At 69.2% G+C, this 23,929-nt stretch carries 18 protein-coding genes and 1 pseudogene; 10 read left to right on the forward strand and 9 right to left on the reverse strand.

The features are described from left to right. A partial coding sequence (locus tag ACODSY_RS23625) for a sulfatase/phosphatase domain-containing protein (protein ID WP_488954357.1) occupies nt 1-508 on the forward strand: 508 nt, incomplete at its 5' end. Nucleotides 509-576: 68 nt separating this feature from the next. Here the strand turns inward: ACODSY_RS23625 and ACODSY_RS23630 are convergent. Continuing rightward, nucleotides 577-2,901, reverse strand: coding sequence for a TonB-dependent receptor (locus ACODSY_RS23630; protein WP_488954358.1), 2,325 nt, complete (start codon nt 2,899-2,901; stop codon nt 577-579). Between the two features lie 148 nt (nt 2,902-3,049). Further along, entirely contained in the window at nt 3,050-3,574 is a 525-nt protein-coding gene (locus ACODSY_RS23635) for a hypothetical protein (RefSeq protein WP_488954359.1), read from the reverse strand. 157 nt (nt 3,575-3,731) lie between these two features. Here ACODSY_RS23635 and ACODSY_RS23640 point away from each other — a divergent pair, with 157 nt between their 5' ends. Then, a complete protein-coding gene (locus ACODSY_RS23640; protein ID WP_488954360.1) occupies nt 3,732-4,337 on the forward strand; it encodes a hypothetical protein in 606 nt (201 codons plus the stop codon). On the opposite strand, the gene ACODSY_RS23645 is transcribed toward ACODSY_RS23640, so the two are convergent. Then, the gene (locus ACODSY_RS23645; RefSeq protein ID WP_488954361.1) at nt 4,273-5,022 is read right to left on the reverse strand and encodes a 2OG-Fe(II) oxygenase; all 750 of its coding nucleotides are present in this window, start codon (nt 5,020-5,022) and stop codon (nt 4,273-4,275) included. The genes ACODSY_RS23640 and ACODSY_RS23645 overlap by 65 nt on opposite strands. Nucleotides 5,023-5,025: 3 nt before the next feature. Further along, nucleotides 5,026-5,745 carry a 2OG-Fe(II) oxygenase gene (locus ACODSY_RS23650; protein ID WP_488954362.1) on the reverse strand — a complete coding sequence of 240 codons (720 nt, stop codon included), beginning with the start codon at nt 5,743-5,745 and terminating at the stop codon, nt 5,026-5,028. A gap of 275 nt (nt 5,746-6,020) precedes the next feature. Here ACODSY_RS23650 and ACODSY_RS23655 point away from each other — a divergent pair, with 275 nt between their 5' ends. Continuing rightward, nucleotides 6,021-8,945 carry a TonB-dependent receptor plug domain-containing protein gene (locus ACODSY_RS23655; RefSeq protein ID WP_488954363.1) on the forward strand — a complete coding sequence of 975 codons (2,925 nt, stop codon included), beginning with the start codon at nt 6,021-6,023 and terminating at the stop codon, nt 8,943-8,945. A 97-nt stretch (nt 8,946-9,042) separates the two neighbouring features. Here ACODSY_RS23655 and ACODSY_RS23660 read toward each other — a convergent pair whose 3' ends face one another. Together ACODSY_RS23660 and putA are read right to left on the reverse strand one after the other, a co-directional pair. Then, entirely contained in the window at nt 9,043-10,206 is a 1,164-nt protein-coding gene (locus ACODSY_RS23660; protein ID WP_488954364.1) for a tetratricopeptide repeat protein, read from the reverse strand. Between the two features lie 46 nt (nt 10,207-10,252). Then, nucleotides 10,253-13,360 carry a bifunctional proline dehydrogenase/L-glutamate gamma-semialdehyde dehydrogenase PutA gene (gene putA / locus ACODSY_RS23665; RefSeq protein WP_488954365.1) on the reverse strand — a complete coding sequence of 1,036 codons (3,108 nt, stop codon included), beginning with the start codon at nt 13,358-13,360 and terminating at the stop codon, nt 10,253-10,255. Between the two features lie 90 nt (nt 13,361-13,450). Here putA and ACODSY_RS23670 point away from each other — a divergent pair, with 90 nt between their 5' ends. After that, nucleotides 13,451-13,921: an Lrp/AsnC ligand binding domain-containing protein gene (locus ACODSY_RS23670; RefSeq protein WP_488954366.1), complete on the forward strand. Its 471-nt coding sequence runs from the start codon at nt 13,451-13,453 to the stop codon at nt 13,919-13,921. A gap of 56 nt (nt 13,922-13,977) precedes the next feature. Here ACODSY_RS23670 and ACODSY_RS23675 read toward each other — a convergent pair whose 3' ends face one another. From ACODSY_RS23675 to ACODSY_RS23685, 3 genes are all read right to left on the reverse strand, one after another. Beyond that, entirely contained in the window at nt 13,978-14,421 is a 444-nt protein-coding gene (locus ACODSY_RS23675; RefSeq protein WP_488954367.1) for an endonuclease domain-containing protein, read from the reverse strand. A 143-nt stretch (nt 14,422-14,564) separates the two neighbouring features. Beyond that, entirely contained in the window at nt 14,565-15,764 is a 1,200-nt protein-coding gene (locus ACODSY_RS23680; RefSeq protein ID WP_488954368.1) for an OmpA family protein, read from the reverse strand. Nucleotides 15,765-16,285: 521 nt separating this feature from the next. Beyond that, a complete protein-coding gene (locus ACODSY_RS23685; protein WP_488954369.1) occupies nt 16,286-18,067 on the reverse strand; it encodes a cation:proton antiporter domain-containing protein in 1,782 nt (593 codons plus the stop codon). 84 nt (nt 18,068-18,151) lie between these two features. Between ACODSY_RS23685 and ACODSY_RS23690 the strand changes: the two genes are divergently transcribed. The 6 genes and pseudogenes from ACODSY_RS23690 (at nt 18,152) to ACODSY_RS23715 (ending at nt 23,865) form a co-directional block, all read left to right on the forward strand. After that, nucleotides 18,152-18,538: a DUF2946 family protein gene (locus ACODSY_RS23690; protein ID WP_488954370.1), complete on the forward strand. Its 387-nt coding sequence runs from the start codon at nt 18,152-18,154 to the stop codon at nt 18,536-18,538. Nucleotides 18,539-18,598: 60 nt separating this feature from the next. Continuing rightward, a complete protein-coding gene (locus ACODSY_RS23695) occupies nt 18,599-20,674 on the forward strand; it encodes a TonB-dependent receptor family protein (RefSeq protein WP_488954371.1) in 2,076 nt (691 codons plus the stop codon). Further along, a pseudogene (locus ACODSY_RS23700) lies at nt 20,662-20,892 on the forward strand (DUF1775 domain-containing protein); the annotation flags it as partial. The gene ACODSY_RS23695 and the pseudogene ACODSY_RS23700, both read left to right, overlap by 13 nt. A gap of 73 nt (nt 20,893-20,965) precedes the next feature. Next, complete coding sequence (locus tag ACODSY_RS23705; RefSeq protein ID WP_488954423.1) at nt 20,966-21,148, forward strand: DUF1775 domain-containing protein; 183 nt, start codon at nt 20,966-20,968, stop codon at nt 21,146-21,148. A 10-nt stretch (nt 21,149-21,158) separates the two neighbouring features. Continuing rightward, the gene (locus ACODSY_RS23710) at nt 21,159-21,599 is read left to right on the forward strand and encodes a copper chaperone PCu(A)C (protein WP_488954372.1); all 441 of its coding nucleotides are present in this window, start codon (nt 21,159-21,161) and stop codon (nt 21,597-21,599) included. Nucleotides 21,600-21,792: 193 nt separating this feature from the next. Next, entirely contained in the window at nt 21,793-23,865 is a 2,073-nt protein-coding gene (locus ACODSY_RS23715) for a M13 family metallopeptidase (RefSeq protein WP_488954373.1), read from the forward strand. Nucleotides 23,866-23,929: the final 64 nt, after the last annotated feature.

The following is a 23,929-nucleotide window of genomic DNA, read 5'->3' on the forward strand; positions in this document are numbered from 1 at the left end:
CTGGCCCTACCGGGGCGGCGTCCGCACGCCGCTGGTGGTCGGCTGGCCGGCCGCCATCCGCGACGGCGGCGCCATCCGCCGGCAGGCCGTGGATGTGGTGGACATCGGCCCGATGCTGTTGGAGGCGGCGGGGACCCGCTTCGCCGAGACGGTCCACGGCCAGGCCCAGTTGCCGGTGGCCGGGCGGTCCTTCGCGGCCTCGTTGACCGACCCCAAGGCGCCGTCGCCGCGCGCGGTCCAGTATTTCGAGCTGCGGGGGGCCCGCGCAATCCGCGCCGACAAGTGGCGCGCTGTGGCGATGCACGACTGCGACGCCGATTTCGAGGCCGATCGCTGGGAGCTGTTCGACCTGCATGCCGACCCCACCGAGAGCAACGATCTTGCGGCGAAGCATCCGCAGGTGCTGGCGCGGCTCAAGGGTCTCTGGACGCAGGAATGGGCGCGCTACAGCCCCCACCCGCTGGCGCAACCGTCCAGCTGGATCTGCGCCCTCGCCAGCCGCGACTGAGGTCTTCCACAAAAGCGGACGCCGCCCGGCGCGAGCCAGGCGGCGTCTTGCGACGTTCAGGCGCTGGCTCAGAAGTGAGCCCGCACCTCCACGCCCACGCGGCGGAATGCGTCGGGGGTGAGGGTCTGGGTGTAGCCGGCGCCGGCGGCGCTGGTGTCCAGGAACCCGGTCCCGATCCCGGACACGAAATGCTTGTCCAGCAGGTTGCGCGCGAAGGCCGTGACCTCCCAGCGGCCGTCCTTGGTCACGAGGCCCAGGTTGGCGTTCAGCAGGCCGTACTCCGGCTGGATCGCGTTCGGGTCGCGGAACGTGAAGAAGACCGACGACCGGTAGCTGTAGGAGACGTCGGCCGTCAGGTCGAAGGGCGCGTTGTCGAGCGCGCGGCTGTAGCTGGCCGCCACGGTGTAGGACCATTTCGGCGCGTTCGGCAGCGGACTGCCGCTCACCTCCTGACGTCCCCCGACGCAGCCCAGCACCGCGGTCTGGCCCGGGTAGCAGGCCGGAGCGAAATCCTGCACGTCGGTGTCGGCATAGGCCAGGTTCGCCGAGAGCCGCAGGCCGTGGCCGGCCGCGAACTGCGTCTCCAGTTCGGCGCCGCGCGAGCGCAGCTTGCCGGCGTTGGAGAGCGCGAAGCTGGTCGTCAGGGCGTTGAAGGTCTGGGCCTGGAAATTGCGGAACTCCGTGTGGAAGACCGTCAGGTTCAGCGTGAGCCGCCGCTCGAGCGCGGTGGAGCGCAGGCCGGCTTCGTAGTTGCGCACCTTCTCGGGCTCCAGCACGTACTGGCCGGAGTTCACCGTGGCGGCGTTCAGGCCGTTCAGCAGGTTGATGGCCTTGCCCTTGTAGCCCCGCGAATAGGTCGCATAGACCATCAGGTCCGGGTCGACCCGGTACTGCAGGCCGGCCTTGTACGAGAGGTCGTCGTCCTTTGCGCGCAGGTCGGGCGCGTTGAGCACCGGCCCGCCGAGCCCAGGCACGGCGCCGACCGCGCCGACCGGAATGTCGCGGCGGAACCGCGCCTTCAGCCGCTCGTCGGTGTAGCGCAGCCCGCCGATCAGACGCAGCTGGTCGGTGACGTTCAGGGTCGCCTGTCCGAAGGCGGCCCAGTTGCGCGTGCTGATGGCGCGGTCAATCAGGTTCTGGAAGTAGGCGCCCGCGGGCAGCGCCTGGGCGAAGTTGCCACGGACCTCGGTGACGGTGTCCACGTCCTGGTCGAAGTAGAACAGGCCGGCCACATATTCGAGCCGCTGGCCCGTCGGCGAGGCGATGCGCAGCTCCTGGGTGAACTGCTGCTGCTTCTGGTCGGCGTTGTTGATGTTGAGCAGCGAGAGCGATGAGCCGTCGGCGTCGTTGTTGTCGCGGACGTGGAACTCCCGATAGGCGGTGATCGAGGTCAGCGTCAGGCCCGGCAGCTCCTTGTTCGCTTCGACCGACGCGCCCCAGGTCCTCTGGTCGTTGAAGGCGCGGCCGTCGAACTTGGCCTCTCGGCTGTAGCGGCCAAGCTCGACGTCGGTGAACAGCGAGGCGCGGGTGGGACCGGAGGCGCCGAGGTAGCGCGTCGTCGGCAGGATCGAGCGGATCGTGCCCACGCAGCAATCCTGGTCGGCGCGGGTGTAGTCGAGGGTGGCGAAGACATCGAGGCTGTCGTCCGGCTGCCACGCCAGTTTGCCCCTGACGCCCCAGGAATTGAGACCGTTGTATTTCTTGCCGTTGAGGACGTTGGTGATCAGCCCGTCCGAGTGGTTGTAGAAGCCGGACAAGCGGGCGGCGAGTTCGCCCGTCTTGATCGGAACCGACACCGAGCCCTTGGCCCTGACCTCGTCGAAGGTGGCGTAGCTCAGCGACAGGTCGGTCTCGGCCTCGTTGAGGTCGGGGCGCGACGTGACGATGTTGATCACGCCGGCGGCGGCGTTCTTTCCGAACAGCATGCCCTGCGGCCCGCGCAACACCTCGATCCGCGAGATATCGTTGAAGTCGAAGAACGACGCGGCGCTGCGCCCGATCACCACCCCGTCGACGACCACCGAGACCGAGGGCTCGACCCCGTCCGAGAAATTCAGGGTGCCGATGCCGCGCACCGACAGCCCCTGCCCGCGCGTGTTGGCCGAGGGCGTGAAGGTCAGCGACGGCGAGATCTGCTGGAGCTGCTGCAGCCCGGAGATGTGGCTGTCCTCCAGAGTCTCGGCCGAGACCACATTGACCGAGACCGGCACGTCCTGCAGGCGCTCCGCGCGCTTCTGAGCGGTCACCACGATCTCGCCCAGGGTGTTGTCGCCTCCAGCGTCCCCGCCCGACTGAGCGGCGGCGGCGCCAGCCGTCGCGAGACTCGCCGCAAGGGCGCCCGCAAGCACCCGCCCGACCGCGGTGGCGCACCACCGGCCCGTGTTCCGATCCATGTCTCCCCCTCTGGCTCGCGGCCTTCTCGCGCGGCCTTAGAACCGTCGCCGGTGACCGCTGCCCGCGAACTTCGCGGCGAAGGGAAAATATGTCAACGATCTAGTATCGAAAATACTTCGTATCGAAATTCGTCGCATCGGCGGCGCGCTAGTCGCCCCGTCTCGCCCGCACCCCGCGTTGGCCATCGACCTTCATGAAGTAGCTCCCAAGCGCGGCTTTGCGGATCTCGACCGGGGAACCGGCGCGGGGGGCCGGCGAAATGACCTCGTTGTCGATCTGGCGCCAGGTGGCCCCGTCGGTCAGCACGACCACCCACCTGGAGAACTGGTCCCGATAGGCGCGGGCGATCTCGCCGGTGACGCTCTCCAGCGGCGCGGCGTCGCCTGACCGGTCGAAGATGTTCAGGGCCGGCAGATTGAGGCCGAACGCGCTGCGTTGCGCCGCCTGGGCCTCCTTCTTCTGGACGATGATCACGTCGCCGCTGCGGACCGCCGCGGTGAATGCCGCCAGCGCCCCGTCGTAGCAGGTCGCCCGCTGGGCGGCGTCCGCGACCTCGCCGCATGCGTTCAGTCCGCTCAGGGCCGGATGCGCCGGCTCCGCACCCCAGGCCGCGCTGGCGATTCCGGCGGCCATGCCGAGCCCGCCGGCCAGTCTCGTCCACATCGTCGTCACGTCTCGGCTTCCTCGTGCTGGCGCCGCGACCTGCCGCGGCGGCGAAAATCCTGGATCTGCGCCACTAGGGCGCAGCTTTGGCTTGTTTCCGAACCCCGTATCAATGTTACGGTGGACCGGGAATTGGAGCGCGGGTGCGCTCCGGGGGACGAGAGTGTTGGACGGCTCCGGACCCGCCGAGCGGCGGCGGGACATCGCTTTGGCGGAGGTGCGTGTGGACGCACTGCTGCGCCAGCTCGACGAGCTCACGCCGCTGCCCAGCGCGGGGATCCTGAGCGCGCCCAAGCGCATCGCCGCGCTCGCGCTCTACATCAAATCGGTCTGCGGTCTCGAAACGGACCTGGCCCTCCAGGCGGCCACCGGCGGCCTCGCCAGCCACCTGGGCAGCACGCCCGGCGGGCTCAAGAAGGCCGTGTCGGAAGCGCGCGCGATCATGCAATTCGGCCTTCCGCCCCAAGGCTTCGAGCCGCCGGCCCCGGAGTCGGCGGCGCATCTGCTGCAGGAGATCACCGCCACGCTGCAGGGCGTCAATGTGCGCGAGGTGACCCAGGCGCGCGCGCAGGCGCTCGGCGGGGTGCGCGGCGGACGCCGTCACGGCCCGCGGAGCCGGCAGGCGCTGGCGGCCGTGCAGAACCTGCTTGAGCGCGTGCAACTCGGCAGCGCCGACGCCCTGGCGGAATTGCTTGAGATCCAGGCTCTCATCCAGGCGGCGAGGCCCCAGGGGCGTACGGAGGATCGTCCCGAAGCCACCCCGCGATCGTGAGTCGAGGCCCGAGCGCGTAGGGCGCGACGGGCGCCACCGAGTGCTGCATGGGCACCCGGAACAACGTCAGCACATTGTGACGGGGCGCATGACCGCGCCACACGTCGCCATCCTCGCCGTGGAACAGGAGCTGACCACCCCAATCGGGCCGCCAGATCCGTGTCAGCCCGATCGTATAGGCCGCGCGTCGCTCCCCGACCCCGCGATCGTCGTGCTGCGTCAGGAAGTGGCCGGGGCGGTAGCAGGTCGCCTGGGCGTCCACCTTGGTCACGGTCTCGCCTGTGACCGCCCGCACGAAGTCCATGAACTCAGCAGTGTTCAGGAATTCGGTCAGCCGATGCAGCGGGTGGTCGGGATGGCGGCCTTCCAGGTAGGCGTCGATCATGGGGAAGACGAGGTAGAGGTAGGCGAAGCCTTGGCCGGCGCGCTGCACCACCGCCTTCAGCCGCGCCGCGAGGTCCGCCTGCGGGATGTGGGCCATCTGCGCCGGCGTCAGAATCTGGTGCTCACCCGCCGGCCCTGAATGGACAAGCGACCAGGGCGTCGCCCGCTCCAGCACGGCCGAGAGATCGTCGGCCACGGCCGGCGGGAACAGGCCCTCGATCTGCACCACACCATCGCGCGCATAAACCTCGGCGTAGGCGTCGCCGCGCAGACCGGCGCGAAGGGCGAAGGCCCCGGCCAAGGCTCAGGCCCGATCCCGGATGAACCAGCCCGTCAGCGACAGCCGGGGCTCGGCCGCATAGGCGGCCACCGGGGCGACCGAATGAGCCCGCGGCACCTGGAAGATCGTCAGCACGTTGAAGCGCGGCGCGAAGCCCCGCTCGATGTCGCCGTGGGCGTCGTGGAACACCAGCTGGCCGCCCCAGTCCGGACGCCAACCGCGGGTGAAGCCCAGGGTGAACGCCGCGACCCGATCGTCCTTCGCATGGCTGTCGTCGTGCAGGGTCAGGAAGTCGCCGCGCCGGTAGTGGGACGCCTGGACCCGCACACCGTCGATCCGGCTTCCGGTCACGGTCTCGCCGACATCGAGAAACGCCCGGCTCTGGAGGAATTCGGTCACCCGGCCGACCGGCAGGTCGGGCGCTCGCGCGTACTCGTCCTGCAGCGGATAGGACTGGTGGATAAAGGCGAAACCGCGCGCGGCCCGCTTCAGCGTGTCCTGCAGGAACGACCGGACCTGGTCCTCGCCGAAGCGACGCATGACCTCGTCCGAGATGACCAGCGTCTCGCCCCGCTCGTCGGGCGCCACCAGCACGTAAGGCAGGGTGCGGAGCAGGTCAGCGACCTCTGTCGCCGCGACAGGATCCAGGAAGTCCGCGACCTGGGTGACGCCGGTGTCGCGATAGGTGTCGGCAAAGGCTTCGAGACCGAGCCCAGAACGGATTCGAATATCGGCCAAGCTCAACGAAAACTCCGGAAATCAAGGCGAGAGCGCGTAACCTCGGTAACCAGTTACACCCTCGTAACTACCTGTGATCATTACGAAAACGTGGCCTGGATGTAACAGTAACCCGCCATCGACACGTCACGTGTCGGTTGTGACATGCCGCGCCTTGACGCGCCATACGCTTGACCTCAGCCGTTAAGGCAGAGCTCGCCAAAGGGGTTGGCGGGGGGGAATTCGAACAGCCGCGCGGAAGACGCGTGTCGCTGATCGCAGACCTATGTCTGGAGCTATCGATGTCAATGAATTCGACCGTACGCGGCCGCCTGATGGCGTCCACCGTACTCGGCGCCATGCTCGTGTCGGCGCCGGCCTTCGCGCAGGAAGCCGTTGAAGAGATCGTCGTCACCGGTTCGCGCATTGCCCGCCAGGACCTGACGTCGGTGAGCCCGGTCGCGACCGTCGGCCAGGCCGAGATGCAGGCCCAGGGCGTGGTCAACACCGAGAACCTGCTGGCCACCCTGCCGCAGGCCGCTCCGGGCGTGACCGGCACGGTGAACAACGGCAACGGCGGCGTGTCCACCGTCAACCTGCGTGGCCTCGGCTCCAACCGGACGCTGGTGCTGGTGGACGGCAAGCGGCAGATCCCGACCACCTCGGTCGGCACCGTCGACATCAACCTGATCCCGCCGGCGATGATCGACCGGATCGAAGTCATGACCGGCGGCGCCTCGGCCGTGTACGGCTCGGACGCCATCTCGGGCGTCGTGAACTTCATCCTGAAGCGCAACTTCGAAGGCTTCGAGTTCCGCGCCGGCGCGTCGATGACCGACGAAGGCGACGCCAAGACCTACGACGCCTCGGCCACGATGGGCGCCAGCTTCGAGCGCGGCAACGTGATGCTGAGCCTGGGCTACAACAAGCGCGAGCCCTTCTTCCAGGGCGACTCCCCGCAGGACAAGCTGCTCGTCTCGCTGGGCGAGCCCACCGGTGGCGCGGCCCCCGGCACCCTGATCTTCTCGGGCTCAGGCTCTGAAGAGTTCGGTCGGGTGAACCCGTTCGTGGGCGGCCGCTTCGTGACGCTGCCCGGCCAGCCGAACCTGGGCGCCAATTCGGCGCTGTTCCTGACGGATGGCAACGTTCGCCTCTATCGCGGCGCGCCTGACACCTACAACTTCGCGCCGGTCAACTACGAGCAGACCCCGCAGGAACGCTACTCGGTGACGGCCGTCGGCCGCTACGACATCACCGACAACATCGAAGCCACCCTGAAGGGCAACTTCGTCAACAGCCGGATCACCACCCAGCTGGCGCCGACCCCGATCGGCAACCGCACGTTCCGCTTCACGCTCGACAACAACCCGTTCCTGACCGCGGCGGCCAAGCAGTCGCTGAACACCCTGGGTTCGACGACCTCCTACACCATCCCCTCGTCTTCGCCCTGGACCGCCGGGACCTTCACCGACGTGGACACCGACGGTGACGGCATCTTCGACACGGTGACCGGCGTGTTCAACCGGCGCCTGACGGAAGTCGGTCCGCGGGTTTCCAACTTCAATTTCTACGGCTTCCAGGTGCAGGGCGGCCTGACCGGCGCCATCGACGCCATCAACGGCCGGTGGGAACTGGGCCTGCAGTACGGCAACACCCACGGCTCGAACTCGCTGCTGGGCGACACCAGCCTGCAGCGCATCCAGCAGGGCCTGCTGCTGAACGCGGCCGGCACCGCCTGCCAGGATCCGTCGAACGGCTGCGTGCCGGTGAACCTGTTCGGCCAAGGCCGCCTCAGCGCCGCCGCCGCCAGCTTCATCGGCACGCGGATCAACTCGTCGCAGGACTTCGAGGAAATCATCGCCCAGGCGTTCATCAGCGGCGACACGGCGAACTTCTTCAACCTGCCGGCCGGCGCGATCGGCTTCTCCGTCGGCGCGGAATACCGCTCGGACGAATTCGCCTTCCGCCCCAGCCAGGACCTCGCGGTCGGCAACCTGACGGGCTTCAACGCCTCGCCGCCGGTCAGCGGCTACATCGACGTCTATGAACTGTCGGGCGAACTGCGCGTCCCCCTGCTGAAGGACCTGCCGTTCATCGACGAACTGGCCCTCGAAGCCGCCGGCCGTCTGTCCGACTACTCGTCGCAGGACAAGACGACCAAGACCTACAAGATCGCCGGCGACTGGAAGATCAACGACGACGTCCGCGTGCGGGGTTCCTACAACCGCGCCGTCCGGGCGCCGTCGGTGGGCGAACTGTTCGCGCCGGTGGGCAACGGCTTCCCGACCGCCACCGACCCCTGCTCCGCGCAGGGCGCGCCGAACGCTGCGGTCCGCCAGGCCTGCATCAACTCGGGCGTCCCGGCGAACCTGGTCGGCGTGATCCAGGCCAACCAGCAGACCCAGACCCTGACGGGCGGCAATCCCAACCTCGAGCCGGAAGTCGCCGACACCTACACGTTCGGCGCCGTCTGGACCCCGTCGTTCGTGGATGGCCTGTCGGTCACCGTCGATTACTTCAACATCAAGATCGACGACTACATCGCCTCGTTCGGCGGTTCGACGGCCAACGTGCTGAGCGTCTGCTATCGCAACGCCACGGTGAACGGGAACCCGGCCTCGCCGTACTGCTCGGCGGTCAAGCGCCTCGGCAACGGCAGCATCGACTTCGTGTCGCTGCAGCTGCAGAACGTCGCCAGCCAGGAGACCGAAGGCCTCGACATCCAGGTCAGCTACCAGTTCGACCTGCAGGACGTCGGCATGCCGGATTGGGGCTCGATCGCGATCCGCAGCCTCTACACCAACACCTGGAAGCTGACCTTCACGCCGGACGAGATCTCGGCTCCGCTGAAGTGCGCCGACAAGTTCGGTCCGAACTGCAACGGCGGCGGCACCGGCATCACGCCGCGCCACAAGGTCAACACGACGATCGTTTGGAAATACAAAGACTTCGGGGTCAACCTGGTCTGGAACCACCTGGACGACGTGACCGACGACAACCCGTCGAGCAAGTTCACGGTCGAGAAGATCGGCGCGAAGAACTACTTCAACGTCTCGGCTGACTGGGCCGCGACCGAGAGCATGTCCTTCACGGCCGGCGTCCGGAACCTGACCCAGGAATCGTACCCGGTGCTGGGCGGCAACGCCTCGCCGTCGAACAGCGGCTATCCGAACACCTACGACGTGCTCGGCCGGGTGTTCTTCGTGAACGCCTCGCTGCGCTACTAGCCTAGGGGAGACGGTCCGGCCCCGGCGCGACCCGGGGCCCGATCGGAAGGAAGGGGCGCTGCGGCGACGCAGCGCCCCTTCTGCCGTCTGGAGGTCCTCAGCGCCGCTCGCGCCAGGCCTGGACCACCTCGGCCATGACGCTGTCCCAGTCCCCGTGCGAGGGCTGACGAAACAGCCGAACCGAGCCGTACCATGGGGAATCCGCACGCCCCTGCATCCAGCGCCAGTCCGAATTCAGCCAGGGCAGCAGCACCCAGCAGGGCTTGCCCAGCGCGCCCGCCAGGTGGGCCACAGCCGTGTCCACCGTCACCACCAGGTCCAGCTGCTCGACGATGGCGGCGGTGTCCGCGAAGTCCGTCCCAGGCGCGGGGTCGAGGTCGACCAGGGTCGCGCCGGCCTGCGCGAGCGGCGCGAGCACGTCGCGCGAAGGCAGCGACCGGTGCGGGTTCGGCGTGGCGCGGCCTTGCCACATGACCCCCACCGCTCCCCTCGCCGATCCGGCCCAGCGCTTGCGCGCCGCCTCCGGCGGGGCGAGGTACGGCCCGCACGGCAGGGCGTCAGCCCATGCGCCGAGGCGCAGCGGAAGGGAGGCGATCGGCGTCCAATAGTCCGGCTCGGCGATCTCCAGCCGCTCCGCCTCGGCCACGACGCGGACGCCCAGGCTCTCGAACAGGCGGGCGAGCTCGGGCCGGGTCACGAGCGTCACGTCGGCGCCCTGTCGCGCCAGCTCCGGCGCCCAACGCGCGAACTGGATCTGGTCGCCAAACCCCTGCTCGGGCCAGACCAGGAGGCGGCGGCCGGCGAGCGGTTCGCCCTGCCATTCGTTCGGGAGCGGCGGCGGGCGGAAATGGTCGTCGCCCAGTCCGCGCCGGGCCTCGAACAGCGGCCAGCCGCGCGCGAAGTCGCCCTGCCCCATGTAGAGGTGGGCCAGGTCGATGCGAGCGCGCAGAAGGCCGGGATCGAGCCGCAGCGCCGCGAGGTAGAAGGGCTCGACCTCGTCCCAGCGACCGGTGGCCTGCAGCAGATTGCCCAGCCGATGGTGGATGGCGGCGTTGGCGGGGTCCAGCGCGAGCCCGGCGCGGAAGGCCCGCTCCGCGTCGGCGAACCGGTGCTGCGGCAGGAGCGTCGCGCCGAGATTGAACCTGGCCGCGGCGCTGGCCGGCGCCGCCGCGGCGATGCGCGCCCAGAGCTCGGCCGCCCGGACCGCGTCGCCCGCCGACTGCAGCGCGGCCGCCCGCGCCCAGGCCGCCCTGAGATCCAAGTTTTCCCCGCCGATTCCCATCAGGGCGAGGAAGCCTCGTTCGCGCCTAGGCGTCCAGATTCAACAGCGCCGGGTCGCCGCCCTGGGCGGTGATGTTGACGCTCACCGCGCGCTCGACGGCATAGCGCAGCAGCGCGTGCGGCCCGCCGGCCTTGGGGCCCGTGCCCGACAGGCCCTCGCCGCCGAACGGCTGCACGCCGACCACGGCGCCGATCATCGAGCGGTTCACGTAGGCGTTGCCGGCCGGGACCGTGCGCTGGACCTCCTCGGCGAAGGCCTCGATGCGACTGTGCACGCCCAGGGTCAGGCCGTAGCGCGCCTGGACCAGCGGGGCGGCCGCCTGCTCCAGCTTCGCCGGATCGTAACGCACCACGTGCAGGATAGGCCCGAACACCTCCTTCTGCAGGAAGGACGCATCGGGGATCTCGGCCAGGGTCGGGGCGAAGAAGTGGCCCCCGTCCGGCACGGAGAGCCTTCCCAGCACCTTGGCCTCCCTCTGCAGTTTCTCGACATGGGCCTCGAGCGCGGCCTGGGCCTCGGCGTCGATCACCGGGCCGATGTCGGTGCGCGGGTCCGACGGGTCGGCGACCACCAGGGTCTGCATGGCGCCCTTCAGCCCCTCGATGATCAGGTCGGCGGTGTCGTGCGGCACGAACACCAGCCGCAGGGCCGAGCAGCGCTGGCCGGCCGAGCCGAAGCCCGAGAGCAGCACGTCGTCCAGCACCTGTTCGCGCAGCGCCGTGGTGTCGACGAACATGGCGTTGAGCCCGCCGGTCTCGGCGATGAACGGCACGATCGGCCCCTGGCGCGCGGCCAGGGTGCGATTGATAGCCCAGGCGGTGTCGGTGCCCCCCGTGAACGCCACGCCGTCACATCCGGGGTGAGCGGTCAGGGCCGCCCCCACGGTGGCGCCGTCACCAGGAAGAAGATGAAGGAGATCAGCGGGCGCGCCCGCCGCATGGAACAGCTTCACCGCCTCGGTGGCGATGATGGGAGTCTGTTCCGCGGGCTTTGCCAGCACGCCGTTCCCTGCGGCGAGCGCCGCGGCGATCTGACCGGTGAAGATGGCCAGCGGGAAGTTCCAGGGGCTGATGCAGACGAACACGCCGCGCCCGTGCAGGCTGAGCTGGTTCGTCTCACCGACCGGGCCGCGCATCGTGTCGGGCTGGGCGAACTGCTGCTCGGCCAGGTAGGCGTAGTAGCGGCAGAAGTCGGCGGCCTCGCGCACCTCGGCGATGGCGTCGGACAGCGTCTTGCCGGCCTCGCGGACGCAGATGGCGATCAGGCGGTCGCGCTCGGCCTCCAGGGCGTCGCCCATCGCCCGCAGCACCTTGGCCCGGCCCTCGCCCCCGCGCAGGTCCCAGGCCTTCTGGGCGCCGTGCGCGGCCTTGAACGCCATATCCACGTCTGCCGTCGAGGCCTGCCAGCTGTGACCGATCTTGAGCGCCAGGGTCGCGGGCGAGACGACGGGCTGGCCCGGGCCGTCCTTCACCAGCTTGCCGGCGACGATCGGCGCGGCTTCCAGCACCTCGTCGTCCAGCTTGGCGATCGCAGCGGTCAGCCCGTCGCGCACGGCCTGGATGGACAGGTCCAGCCCGGCGGAGTTGCGGCGGCTCGGTCCGTAGAGGTCGCGCGGCAGCGGGATGCGGGGGTGCGGGCCGGCCCCAGCCGCCTCCACCGCCGTGATCGGATCGACCACCACCTTCGACACCGGCGTCTTCTCGTCCAGCAACGCGTGCACGAACGAGGTGTTCGCCCCGTTCTCCAGCAGGCGGCGGACCAGGTAAGGCAGCAGGTCCTCATGGCTTCCCACCGGGGCATAGACCCGGAGCGGGAAGTCGCCGTAGCGGTCCTTGGCCGCCGCGTAGAGCGCCTCGCCCATGCCGTGCAGGCGCTGGAACTCGGGCGAAAGGCTCATCTGGCTGGCCATCAGCCGCACGGCCGCCAGGGTGTGGGCATTGTGGGTGGCGAACTGGCCGTACAGGTGCGGAGCGGCGCCCAGCATGGCCCGCGCGCAGACCAGGTAGCTCACGTCGGTGGCCGCCTTGGTCGTGTAGACCGGATAGCCTTCGAGGCCGGCCACCTGGGCGCGCTTGATCTCGCTGTCCCAGTAGGCGCCCTTCACCAGCCGAACCATCAGCCGTCGGCCGCTGGACCGCGCGATACCGGCCACGGCCTCGATCGTCCGGGGTCCGCGCTTCTGGTAGGCCTGCACCGCCAGGCCCAGCCCGCGCCAGGCGGCCAAGGACGGTTCGCGCGCCAGCTTGTCCAGCAGCTCCAGCGAGATGGCCAAGCGGTCGGCCTCCTCGGCGTCGAGGGTGAAGTTGATGTCGGCATCGGCGGCGATCTGCGCCAGCCGAAGGATGCGGGGATAAAGGTCCTTGAACACCCGCTCGGCCTGGCGCGCCTCATAGCGCGGCGACAGCGCCGACAGCTTCACCGAGACCCCGTGGCCGCGCTCGGGACCCTGGCCTTTGGCCGACTTAGCGACCACGCGGATGGCGTCGGCATAGGCCTTCTCGTAGCGGTCGGCGTCGGCTTCGGTGCGCGCGCCCTCGCCCAGCATGTCGAACGAGCACACGAAGCCGTCGGCGGCGGCGCGCTTGATCGCCTTGTCGATGGTGGCGCCCAGCACGAACTGCTCGCCCATGATCCGCACGGCGGCGCCCACCGCCCGGCGGATCACCGGCTCGCCCAGCCGGCCGGCCAGCCGCTTGATGAAGCCGGGCAGGTCCGACCGAGCCTCCTGGTCGGGGTCGATGATCTTGCCCGTGAGCATCAGGCTCCAGGTCGAGGCGTTGACCAGCATGGAGTCGGACTGCCCCGCGTGGCTGGCCCAGTCGGCCGAGGCGATCTTCTCGGCGATCAACCTGTCACGTGTCTGCTCGTCGGGCGTGCGCAGCAGCGCCTCGGCCAGGCACATCAGCGCAAGGCCCTCGCGGGTCGAGAGGCTGAACTCCTGCAGGAAGCTTTCCACCACCCCCTGGCGGTTGGCGTTCTTGCGCGCGGCGCGGACCAGCGACTCGGCCTCGGCGCGGACGGCTTCGCGGTCCTGGGCGGACAGCGGCTTGGCGGCCAGGATGGCGGCCAGCGTCGTACGTTCGTCGGCGAACTTGCCGTCGTCCAGGTGATCGAACGCCATCTGCATCTCCATCGCTGAGGCGCTCCGGGATAATCGCTGCTTCGCCGAATGTGCTACGATAGATAGGAGCGTTCGCCGAAGAACGTCGGGCGGGAGCAAGCGATGTCGAATAATCTACGGCTGGATGACACGGATCGCCGGCTGCTCCGCACGTTGCAGGCCGACGGGCGGATCAGCAACGCCGAACTGGCCGAGCGGTGCAACCTGTCGCCCTCGGCCTGCTCCGACCGCGTTCGGCGGCTGCGCGAGAGCGGCTACATCACCGGCTTCGCAGCGCTGGTGGATCCGCAGATGGTCGAGCGCGGCGTGCTGATCTTCGTGGAGGTGGTGCTGGACCGGACGACGCCCGAGGTCTTCGACACCTTCGCCGCGGCGGCCCGCCGCGCGCCCGACGTGCTGGAGTGCCACATGGTCGCCGGCGGCTTCGACTACCTGATCAAGTCGCGGGTCCGCGACCTCGCCGCCTGGCGCAAGTTCCTGGAAGACGTGCTGGTGCGCATTCCCGGCGTACGGGAGACCCGCACCTACGCGGTTCTGGAAGAGGTGAAGTCAACGACCCAGCTGCCGATCTGAATGAAAGGCGCGACTCCCTTCCCTCCCTTGATGGGGAGGGACAGACCGCGAAGCGGTCAGGGTGAGGGAGAAGGGTTCAAGCTGGGCGTTTCGGACCGGCCCGCCCCTTTCGCCCGCGGTCTCCCGTCCAGCGCCCCGATGATGCGGTCCATCACGCCGCCGAGGTTCCACCGTACGTCGCTCGCGGAGAAGCGAAGCACCTGAAACCCGTGCCGCTGCAGGATCCGATCTCGGACGGCGTCGTGCTCTGCCTGTCGGTCGTCGTTGTGCTGACCGCCGTCGACCTCGATGACCAATCGGTAGGACAGGCAGGCGAAGTCGAGAAAATAGCCCCGGAACGGGAACTGCCGGCGGAAGGCGAAGCCTCGCGCGCGCAGGTGTTTCAAGCGCCTCCAGAGGATCACCTCAGGCTCGCTCATGTTCCGCCGCAGTTCGCGCGCGCGTCGAATTTCGGACCTCATGAGCAATAAATTGTTCTTCTTTTGTTCCGTCGTCAACATGGACGATGGAAGGCCTCTCATCGCGCGCCGCACTCCCTCACCCTGGCCGCTGCGCGGCCTGTCCCTCCCATCAAGGGAGGGAAAAAGAAAAGGGCCCGGCGTTTCCGCCGGGCCCCGATCTTCAGTCGCAGTCTTCGATCGACTTAGAAGTTGATGTCGATCGTCGAGCGGCGGTTCAGCGGTTCCTTCACGCCGTCGCCGGTGGCGACCGCGGGCATGGTCTCGCCCTTCCAGTCGACCGACAGCGAGGTCTGGCCGACCCCGGCGCCGACCAGCGCGTCGGCCACGGCCTTCGCACGGCGTTCCGACAGGCGGACGTTGTAGTTCGCCGAGCCCGAGGTGTCGGCGTGGCCCACGACGACCACGCGGGTGGCGTTGCCGCCCTTGGCGTAGTTGGCCGCGTCGGTGATCACCGCCTGGGCTTCCGGCGTGATCACGTACTGATCGAACGGGAAGTAGACGATGAACTGCTTGGCCTCATAGGCCGGCGCCGGCGGAGGCGGCGGGGGCGGAGGAGGCGGCGGCGGGGGCGGAGGCGGCGGCGGCGGGGGCGGGGGCGGCGGCGGCGGCGGAGCCGCGAACAGGTACCGCAGGCCCAGCGTCACCGACTGGTCCTTGTATTCGCCCGAGAAGACGCCGGGTTGCAGGCCGGTGGCCAGGCTGCCCGTCGACGTGAAGTCGAGGTCCGAGCCGCCCAGGTAGCGGTAGGTCAGGTCGACCGACAGCTGGTCGGTGGCCTTCCAGGCCACACCGGCGATCAGTTGGTAAGCGAACGCCGTGTCCGAATCGTCGACCGTCAGGTTCTGGATGGCGTTGGCCGCCGTCACCGTGCCGGGGATGTTCGAGAACTGGCCGAGCACGTCCATCTTGACGTGGTTCGCGCCGAGACCCGCGCCGATGTAGGGGTTGAGCGCCGAACCCGGCAGGATGTCGTAGATCACGTTGCCCATGACGGTCCAGGCGGACACGTCGCCGTCGGGCGAACCGCAGCCCGGCGCAGCGGCCGTACGCGTCACGCCGGGGGTGCAGAGGCCGATGACGGCCTGGTTGCTGCCGCCGCGAACCGATTCGATATCGCCCGAGCGGTAGCCAACTTCCAGTTCGACGCGCCAGTGATCGTTCAGCTGGTAGCCGAGACGGGCGAAGCCGGCCCAGTCGTCCTTCTGGTTGAAGTCCCAGTTGTACGGGGCGCCGTTCGCGGCGTTGTTCGAGGACGTGGCCTCAAGCGAGTCCGGCCAGTGGTAGCCGAGATCCACGGCGCCATACCAGCCCTCTTGCGCAGCCGCGCCGGATGCGGCGAACACCGCAGCCATTGCGGCCCCAGCCAGGAGTTTCAACTTCATAATCAGAGCCCTCTCGTTGCCCTCAGGTGGTGCGGCCGTTTGACCCAGCCGCCGTTATACCAAGCCGCAATCATTGCGAAAGTGTCGCCAGGGCCACACTCGGACCGCAATATCGTCAGCCTTTCCCAAGCTCTAGCAGGACGCCGGCCGGCTGGTCCGCTCGCAAATGATCGAATTTGCAGAGGTTCGCCAGCACAATCGCCCCATGCGGCCCATACAGCTTAGTTCGTACGGACCCCAACCTCATCTCCAGAACCTCCGCCGTTCTGCACGGCGCACCGCGCGTCGTCCGTCGAGTTCTGACCGAAGTCCTTGGCTTTGTTTGTAAAGACGCATCGGCGACGCAGAAGGGCCCGCCGGACGAATGTCCGCGGCGCCGTTCGCCTCCGAGCGTTCCGAATTCATGCCTATCCCCGACGCAGGTGTCCCTGTCTGACCGCCCAAACGGATCAAGGTCACGCTTGGTTCCCGCCGGATGAACCGGAGATGAAATTTTTTCGGCGCCGCAATGCCGGCGCCGTTCAGCCATCGCGCTCGCGTTGAAACCTGCGGGCCCTTCCGCCCAGGGACTCCGGCCGATTCAAGGCCTTGCGGAATTCATCGCGCCGCTCGTGGATCGAGGCGATGATCAAGCCCATCGGAACACCGATCTCCACGAGCACCGCCTCGGAGAGTTGCAGGCTGGCCTCGACGGTCTCCGGCACGGCATCGGTAGCGCCCAGGTCGTAGAGCCGCTGGGCGTGGCGCGCGTCGCGCGCGCGGGCCACGATGGTCAGGTCCGGCCGCAACTCGCGGGCCACCGCGACGATGGCCTCGGCCCCCTCGGGGTTGTCCATCGTCACGACGAGGGCCGGCGCATCGGCCAATCCGCAGCGCATCAGGAACTCCGCCCGGGCGGCGTCGCCGAAGTAGATGGCTTCCCCGGCGCGGCGCCCCTGTTCCACGAGGCGCGGGTCCAGCTCGGCTCCCACCCAGCCGATGTCGTGCCGCCGCAGCATGTCGCCCACCAGGCGTCCGACGCGGCCATAGCCCACCACCAGCACCCGGGGATCCCCGTCGCCGTCGCCCTCGGGTTCGGGCGGCAGCTCGCTGGGCACGATCTGGCGGCCGCCCAGCCGCAGGCCGAGCTGCGCCAGGAACGGGATGGAGAACATCGACAGCGTGGCGGCGACCAGCACCGTCTGGCCGATCGTCCGCTCCACCAGCCCCTGGTCCATGGCCTGGCCCAGGATCACGAACGCGAACTCGCCCGCGCCCGCCAGCAGCAGCGCCGCCTCGATGGCGCTGCGGGTCTTCAGCCCGAAGGCCTTGGCGAGCGCGAAGACCACCGCGCAATTCATCATCACCAGCCCCAGGGCCGAGCCGACGATGACCAGCGGCCGGTCCAGCAGCAGGGGCACGTTGAGCCCGATGCCCACCGAGATGAAGAACATGCCCAGCAGCAGGCCCTTGAACGGTTCGACCCGCACCTCGACCTCGTGGCGGAACTCGGTCTCGGCCAGCAGCAGTCCGGCGACGAACGCGCCCAGGGCCATCGACAGGCCGGCGAGCGCGCTCACCAGCCCCGCACCGACGACCACCAGCAGCGAAGCGGCAAGGAACAGCTCCTCGCTCTTGGCCTTGGCCACCGAACGCAGCATCGGGCGCAGCAGCAGGCGGCCGAACATGAACAGCGCGGCGATGCCGATGATGGCCGGCACGAAGGAGAGCAGCATGGCCGGCGAAAAGGCCTCGTCCGTCCGCCGGCTCATCAGCGTCAGCGTGACCAGGATCGGCGCCACGGCCAGGTCCTGGAACAGCAGCACGGAGAACGTGGCCCTGCCCGCGACCGCGTGCTGGCGCTTCTGCTCGGCCAGGATCGGCATGACGATGGCGGTCGACGACAGCGCCAGCGCGGCGCCGATGGCGATGGCGGCAGCGGGCGGCTGGCCGACCAGCATCGCCGCGACAGCGGTGGCCGTCAGGCAAAGCCCGACCTGCAGCGCGCCCAGCCCGAACACATAGCGCCGCAGCGAGCGCAGGCGCTCCCACGAAAGCTCGAGGCCGATGGTGAAGAGCAGGAAGACCACACCGAGCTCGGCGAGCTGGGCCAGCTCGCCCGGGTTGTCGATAGTGAAGGCGTTCAGCCACTTGACCTCGTGGGCCAAGCTGCCCAGGCCGTACGGGCCCAGCACAACGCCCGCGCCGAGGAACCCCAGGATGGGGCTGATGCGCCATTGACGGAAAAGCGGGACCACAACCCCGGCCGTGGCCAGGAACAGGACGACATCCTTGTACGCGCCGGGCTCGACGTGGCCTTCCATCAGGTCTCCGATTTTATCGATGAACCCACTATGCAGCACAGCCGGCACTTGCGGAATCCCGCGATCGGTTTAGACCGCCGGTTTGTGGGGTTCCTGACCAACAGAACGCACGCCGAGCGCACCGAACGCCGGGCGATGATCGCCCTGGTGGCGACGTTCGCCTTGCTGGTGCAGGCGCTGATCCCCAGCCTCGCCGCCGCGAGCCCGGGGGCGGCTGGCGAGTTGTTGATCTGCACCCAGATGGGCCTGCAGACTGCGCCCGACGCGCCGGGCGCGCCGCCGGTCAGCCATTCGTGCAAGCACTGCCTCTGCCCGGCCCCGGCGAACGCTCCGCCCCCGATCGTCTCGGTCGCGCGAGTCGCCTATGTGGCGGAAGTCGCCCAACCGCATCCGGCGCCGCAGATCCGCATTCCTCCGGCCCGCGCGCCGCCCCGCCCACCGGGGCAAGGTCCACCGCTTCCGAACGCCTGATTGACCTCGCCGGCGCGCGTCCCCGCGCGCCCGTCATCCTGCGTATCGGAAACATCCAACATGTCTCTCAAATCCCGCGCGCTCGGCCGCGCGTTCCTGCTGGGCGCGTGCGCCTGGCCCGCCCTCGCCTGCGCGGCGGAAGATTCCGCGCCCACCATCGTCGACAGCGTCATCGTGACCGGCGCGCGAAACCCGGAGGACCCGCCCGTGGTCCAGGACGCGCGCAAGCGCCTCTCGGAAACCCCCGGCGCGGTCTCGGTGATCTCCCAGGAATCCTATCAAAACCGGTTCGCCCTGGCGCTGGACGACATCCTGCGCGACGCTCCCGGCGTGTTCGCCCAGAAGAAGTGGGGCGGCGACATCCGCATCTCGATCCGCGGCTCGGGCCTGGGCAACGCCAACCACAACCGCGGCCTGCTCATCGCCCAGGACGGCGTGCCGCTGAACGAGGCCGACGGCTTTGGCGACAGCCAGATCGCCGACCCGCTCAACACCCGCTTCACCGAGGTCTACCGCGGCGGCAACGCCTTGCGCTTCGGCGGCGCGCTGCTGGGCGGGGCGATCAACATGGTGACGCCGACCGGGAAGACCGCCGGCTTCGACAATCTCGTGCGGATCGACGGCGGCAGCTTCGGCATGATCCGGGAGCACGTGGCGCTGGCCCGCCGGGTCGGGGACTGGGACCTCTATGTTTCGGGCACGAACCAGACCGGCCAGGGCTGGCGGCCGCAGAGCCAGCAGAACATCCAGTTCGCGACCCTGAACCTGGGCCGGAGCTTCGGTGAAGACCGCGAGGTCCGGCTGATCGTCAACGGCTCGAACATCAACCAGGAAATCCCGGGCGCCCTGACCCGCGCCCAGTTCGACGCCGACCCGCGCCAGGCCGCGCCCGGCAACTACGCCAACGACCAGGGCCGGAACCAGCGGGGCGTGCGCACCTCGCTCCGCACCACGTGGCGCCTGAACGACAGCACGGTCTTCGAAGGCGCCGTCTATGGGGTCTGGAAGGACCTGGACCATCCGATCTTCCAGGTGATCGACCAGGAGAGCCGCAATTACGGCGCCTTCGGCCGGCTGGACTGGCAGGGCGCGCTGGGCGGCAAGGTCGCCGACGCCTACGCGGGCGTCTGGCTGCGCGCCGGCGACCTCGACTCCAACTTCTACGCCAATGTGAAGGGCGCCCGCGGCGCGCCCACCTCGCGCACCCGCCAGAACGCCGAGGCGGTGGACGTTTTCGGCGAGGGGCGGCTGTTCGTGACCAGCCACCTGGCCCTCGTGGCCGGCGCGACCTGGGGCCGGACGACGCGCGACTATCAGCAGTACAAGGTGGCCGGCGCACCCGCGACCTTCGATCTGGTGGCCTCCAAGGATTACGACTGGATCGCCCCGCGGGTCGGCCTGCTCTGGGAAGGCGCGGGCGGCGTCCAGGTGTTCGCCAACGTGACGAAGTCGGTGGAGCCGCCGAACCACGGCTCGCTCTCGCCCACCGGCCTGGGCTTCACCGACATCGCCGCCCAGGAAGCCTGGACGGCCGAGATCGGGACCCGCGGCCGGCGCGGTCCGTTCACCTGGGACCTCACCGCCTACCGCGCCCGACTCGACAAGGAGCTGCTGCAGTACACGCCGAACATCCCCGGGCCGGGCGGCGGCAGCGTGCCGGCCGCCACCTTCAACGCGGACACGACGATCCACCAGGGCGTCGAGGCGGCGCTGGACTGGGAGATCGCCAAGGGCCTGCGCCTGCGCCAGACCTATACCTTCTCGGACTTCCGCTTCGACGGCGACATTCAGTACCGCGACAACCGCCTGCCGATCGCCCCCAAGCACTTCTACCGCGCCGAGTTGCGCTACCAGCATCCCTCGGGCTGGTTCGTGGCGCCCTCTCTGGACTGGCAGGCCTCGGACGTCTGGGTGGATTTCGCCAACACCACCCGGGCCCCATCCTATGCGGTGCTGAACCTGGGCGCCGGCTACGCGGTCAATGCGCGGACCACGGTGTTCCTCGACATCCGCAACCTCACGGACAAGGACTATATCTCCAACGTCCAGGCGCAGACCCGCGCCACGGCCGCCAGCGCCGCCTACTGGCCCGGCGACGGGCGCTCTGTCTTCGGAGGCCTGCAATGGTCGTTCTGAGAACCCTTTCCGCCATCGCCGTGCTGGCCGCCGCGGCGCCTGCCGCGGCCCACGTCACCGTGCAGCCGTCGACCGCGACCACCGGCGCCTACCAGGTGCTGCGGTTCGGCGTCGGCCACGGCTGCGGCGACAAGGCCGCCACCACGGCCCTGCGCATCGAGATCCCCGCCGGCGTCACCGTCGCGCGGCCCCAGCCGAAGCCCGGCTGGAAGCTGGAGATCGTCCGCGCCGGCGACGCCGTCTCGGCCATCGTCTGGCGCGGCGCCCTGCCGCCCGACCAGTTCGGAGTTCGTGATCCTCACGAAGCTGCCGGCCGAAGGGGGTCCGCTGGCGTTCCCGGCGATCCAGTCCTGCGGCGCGGAGGAGAACCGCTGGACCGAGACGCCGCCCCCTGGCGGTGCGCGGCCGAAGTTCCCCGCACCCGTCGTCACCGTTATCCCCGCCGCGCCCGAAGCCGGCCACGATCATCACTAGGATATCCGCGATGAAACTCGCCCTCGCCGCCGTCGCGGCGCTTACCCTCGCCACCGCCGCCCAGGCCGCTCCCAAGGTCGAGGCCGCCTGGACGCGCCCGGCCCCCCAGGGCCAGACGGGCGCCGGTTTCATGATCCTCAAGAACCCCGACGCGAAGGCCGACGCCCTGGTCTCGGTCCAGAGCCCGCTTGCCGGGGAGGTCCAGATCCACCAGTCAAGCATGGCCGGCGGCATGGCCTCGATGAAGCAGCTCAACACGCTGCCCCTGCCGGCTGGCGGCGCCGTCACCTTCGCGCCCGGCGGATACCACCTAATGTTCCTGAAGCTCAGCAAGGCGGTGAAGATGGGCGACACGATCCCCGCGACGCTGACGTTCTCCAGCGGCGCGAAGGTGAAGGCGTCGTTCGTCGCGGGCATGGGCCCGCCCGCAGCGCCCCACGACCACCACTAGCGCCGTCAGCAAAAGCGGAGGCCGGTTTTGCGCCCGGGCGGCGCGATCTTTGGCTGGCGGGTCCTCCGGGCGGCGAACCGGCTTCCACGACGCCCGAAGTCCCGCGTTCCTGACAGAAATGTAACGAGCGTAACGGCGCGGGCCCGGAGCATGGTCCGCGCCGACACCTCACCCACCAAGAGACTCCGTACCGATGAAGACCGTCTGGCTCGCCGCCGCCGCCGTGGCCGCCCTGCTCGCCGCCACCCCGGCCGCCTTCGCCGCCGACAGCGCCGCCACCGTCTCCGCGAGCCCGACGCGCGACCTGACCAAGGCCCCTCGCATGGGACCCTGGGGCTTCGACATGGCCGGCCGCGACACCGCCACGCCGCCCGGCAAGAGCTTCTTCGAATACGCCAACGGCGCGTACATGCAGAAGCTGACCATCCCGGCCGACCGCTCGACCTACGGCGCCTTCAACGTGCTGGACGAACTGTCCAAGGATCGGATGCGCGCCGTCGTCGACAAGGCGGCCGCCGACACGTCCGCGGCGGGCCCTTCGGCCCAGGTCGGCGCGCTGTACCGCAGCTTCATGGACGAGGCGAAGGTCGAGGCGCTGGGCGCGAAGCCGCTGCAGGCCGACCTCGACCGCGTGCGCGGCGCCAGGACCCGCGCCGACGTGGCCAGGTTGATGGGCGCCACCGCCGCCGGCTTCGGCCAGAGCTTCTTCAACCCGCAGGTCTATGACGACGCCAAGGATCCGCTGAAGTACGCGGTCTACCTCAGCCAGGGCGGCCTCACCCTGCCCGACCGCGACTACTACCTCGACGCCAAGTTCGAACCCCAGCGCAAGGCCTACGAGGCCTACGTCGCCAAGATGCTCGGCCTGGCCGGCTGGGCCAACCCCGAAGCCAAGGCCAAGGCCATCGTCGCCATGGAGACCGAGGTCGCCAAGGTTTCCTGGACCCGCGCCGAGCGGCGAGACGACGACAAGACCTACAACCCCGTCGAGACCGCGAATCTGGCGGCCTTCGCGCCGGGCTTCGACTGGAAGGCCTTCCTGGCCGGCGCGCAGCTCACCGCCGCCAAGCGCGTGATCGTGGCCGAGAACACCGCCTTCCCGAAGATCGCCGCGATCTACGGCAAGACCGACGTCGAGACCCTGAAGGCCTGGCTCGCCTTCACGACGATCGACCAGGCGGCCAGCTACCTTTCCAAGGACTTCGACCAGGCCCGGTTCGACTTCCGCTCCAAGACCCTGTCGGGCGTCCAGGCCCAGCCGCCGCGCTGGAAGCGCGGCGTGAACCTCGTGGACGGCAACCTCGGCGAGGCGGTCGGGAAGCTCTACGTCGACGCCTATTTCCCGCCCGAGAACAAGGCGCGGATGGAGGCCCTGGTGGCCAACATCCAGACGGCGCTGAGGGCGCGCATCCAGAAGCTCGAATGGATGAGCCCCGAGACCAAGACCAAGGCGCTGGAGAAGCTCGGCAAGTTCACCGTCAAGATCGGCTATCCCGACAAGTGGCGCGACTACTCCGCCCTGCGGATCGTCGACGGAGATCTCTACGGCAACGTGGAGCGGGCGGCGGCCTTCGACTGGAATTTCCGCGTCGCGCGCCTGAACCAGCCGGTGGATCGCACCGAGTGGGAGATGACGCCCGCCACCATCAACGCCTACTACTCGTCCACCAAGAACGAGATCGTCTTCCCGGCCGCGATCCTGCAGCCCCCGTTCTTCGATCCCGAGGGCGACCCGGCCGTGAACTATGGCGGGATCGGCGGCGTGATCGGCCACGAGATCACCCACGGCTTCGACGACCAGGGCCGCAAGTCGGACGGCGACGGCCGGCTGTCCGAGTGGTGGACCAAGTCCGACGAGGAGAAGTTCAACGTCCAGGCCGAGCGGCTGGGCCAGCAGTACTCGGCCACGGAGATCCTGCCGGGGGCGAAGATCAACGGCGAACTGACCATGGGCGAGAACATCGCCGACCTCGGCGGCCTGCTGCTGGCGCTCGACGCCTACCACCTGTCGCTGAACGGCCAGCCCGCGCCGGTGATCGAGGGGCTGACCGGCGACCAGCGCGTCTTCCTGGGCTGGGCCCAGGTTTGGCGCGGCAAGTACCGCGACGATTTCATGAAGCAGATCCTGGTTAGCGACCCGCACTCGCCGCCGGTCGCCCGCGTCGACGTGCCGATGCGCAACATCGACGCCTTCTACGACGCCTTCGGCATCAAGCCCGGCGACCCGATGTACGTCCCGCCGGAACAGCGGGTGCGGATCTGGTAGGGCGCTGAAGTTCCTCCCCCGTCGGGGGAGGTGTCGCCATAGGCGACGGAGGGGGTTTCCTCCC

This window comes from Phenylobacterium sp. FG114, from assembly GCF_057809855.1.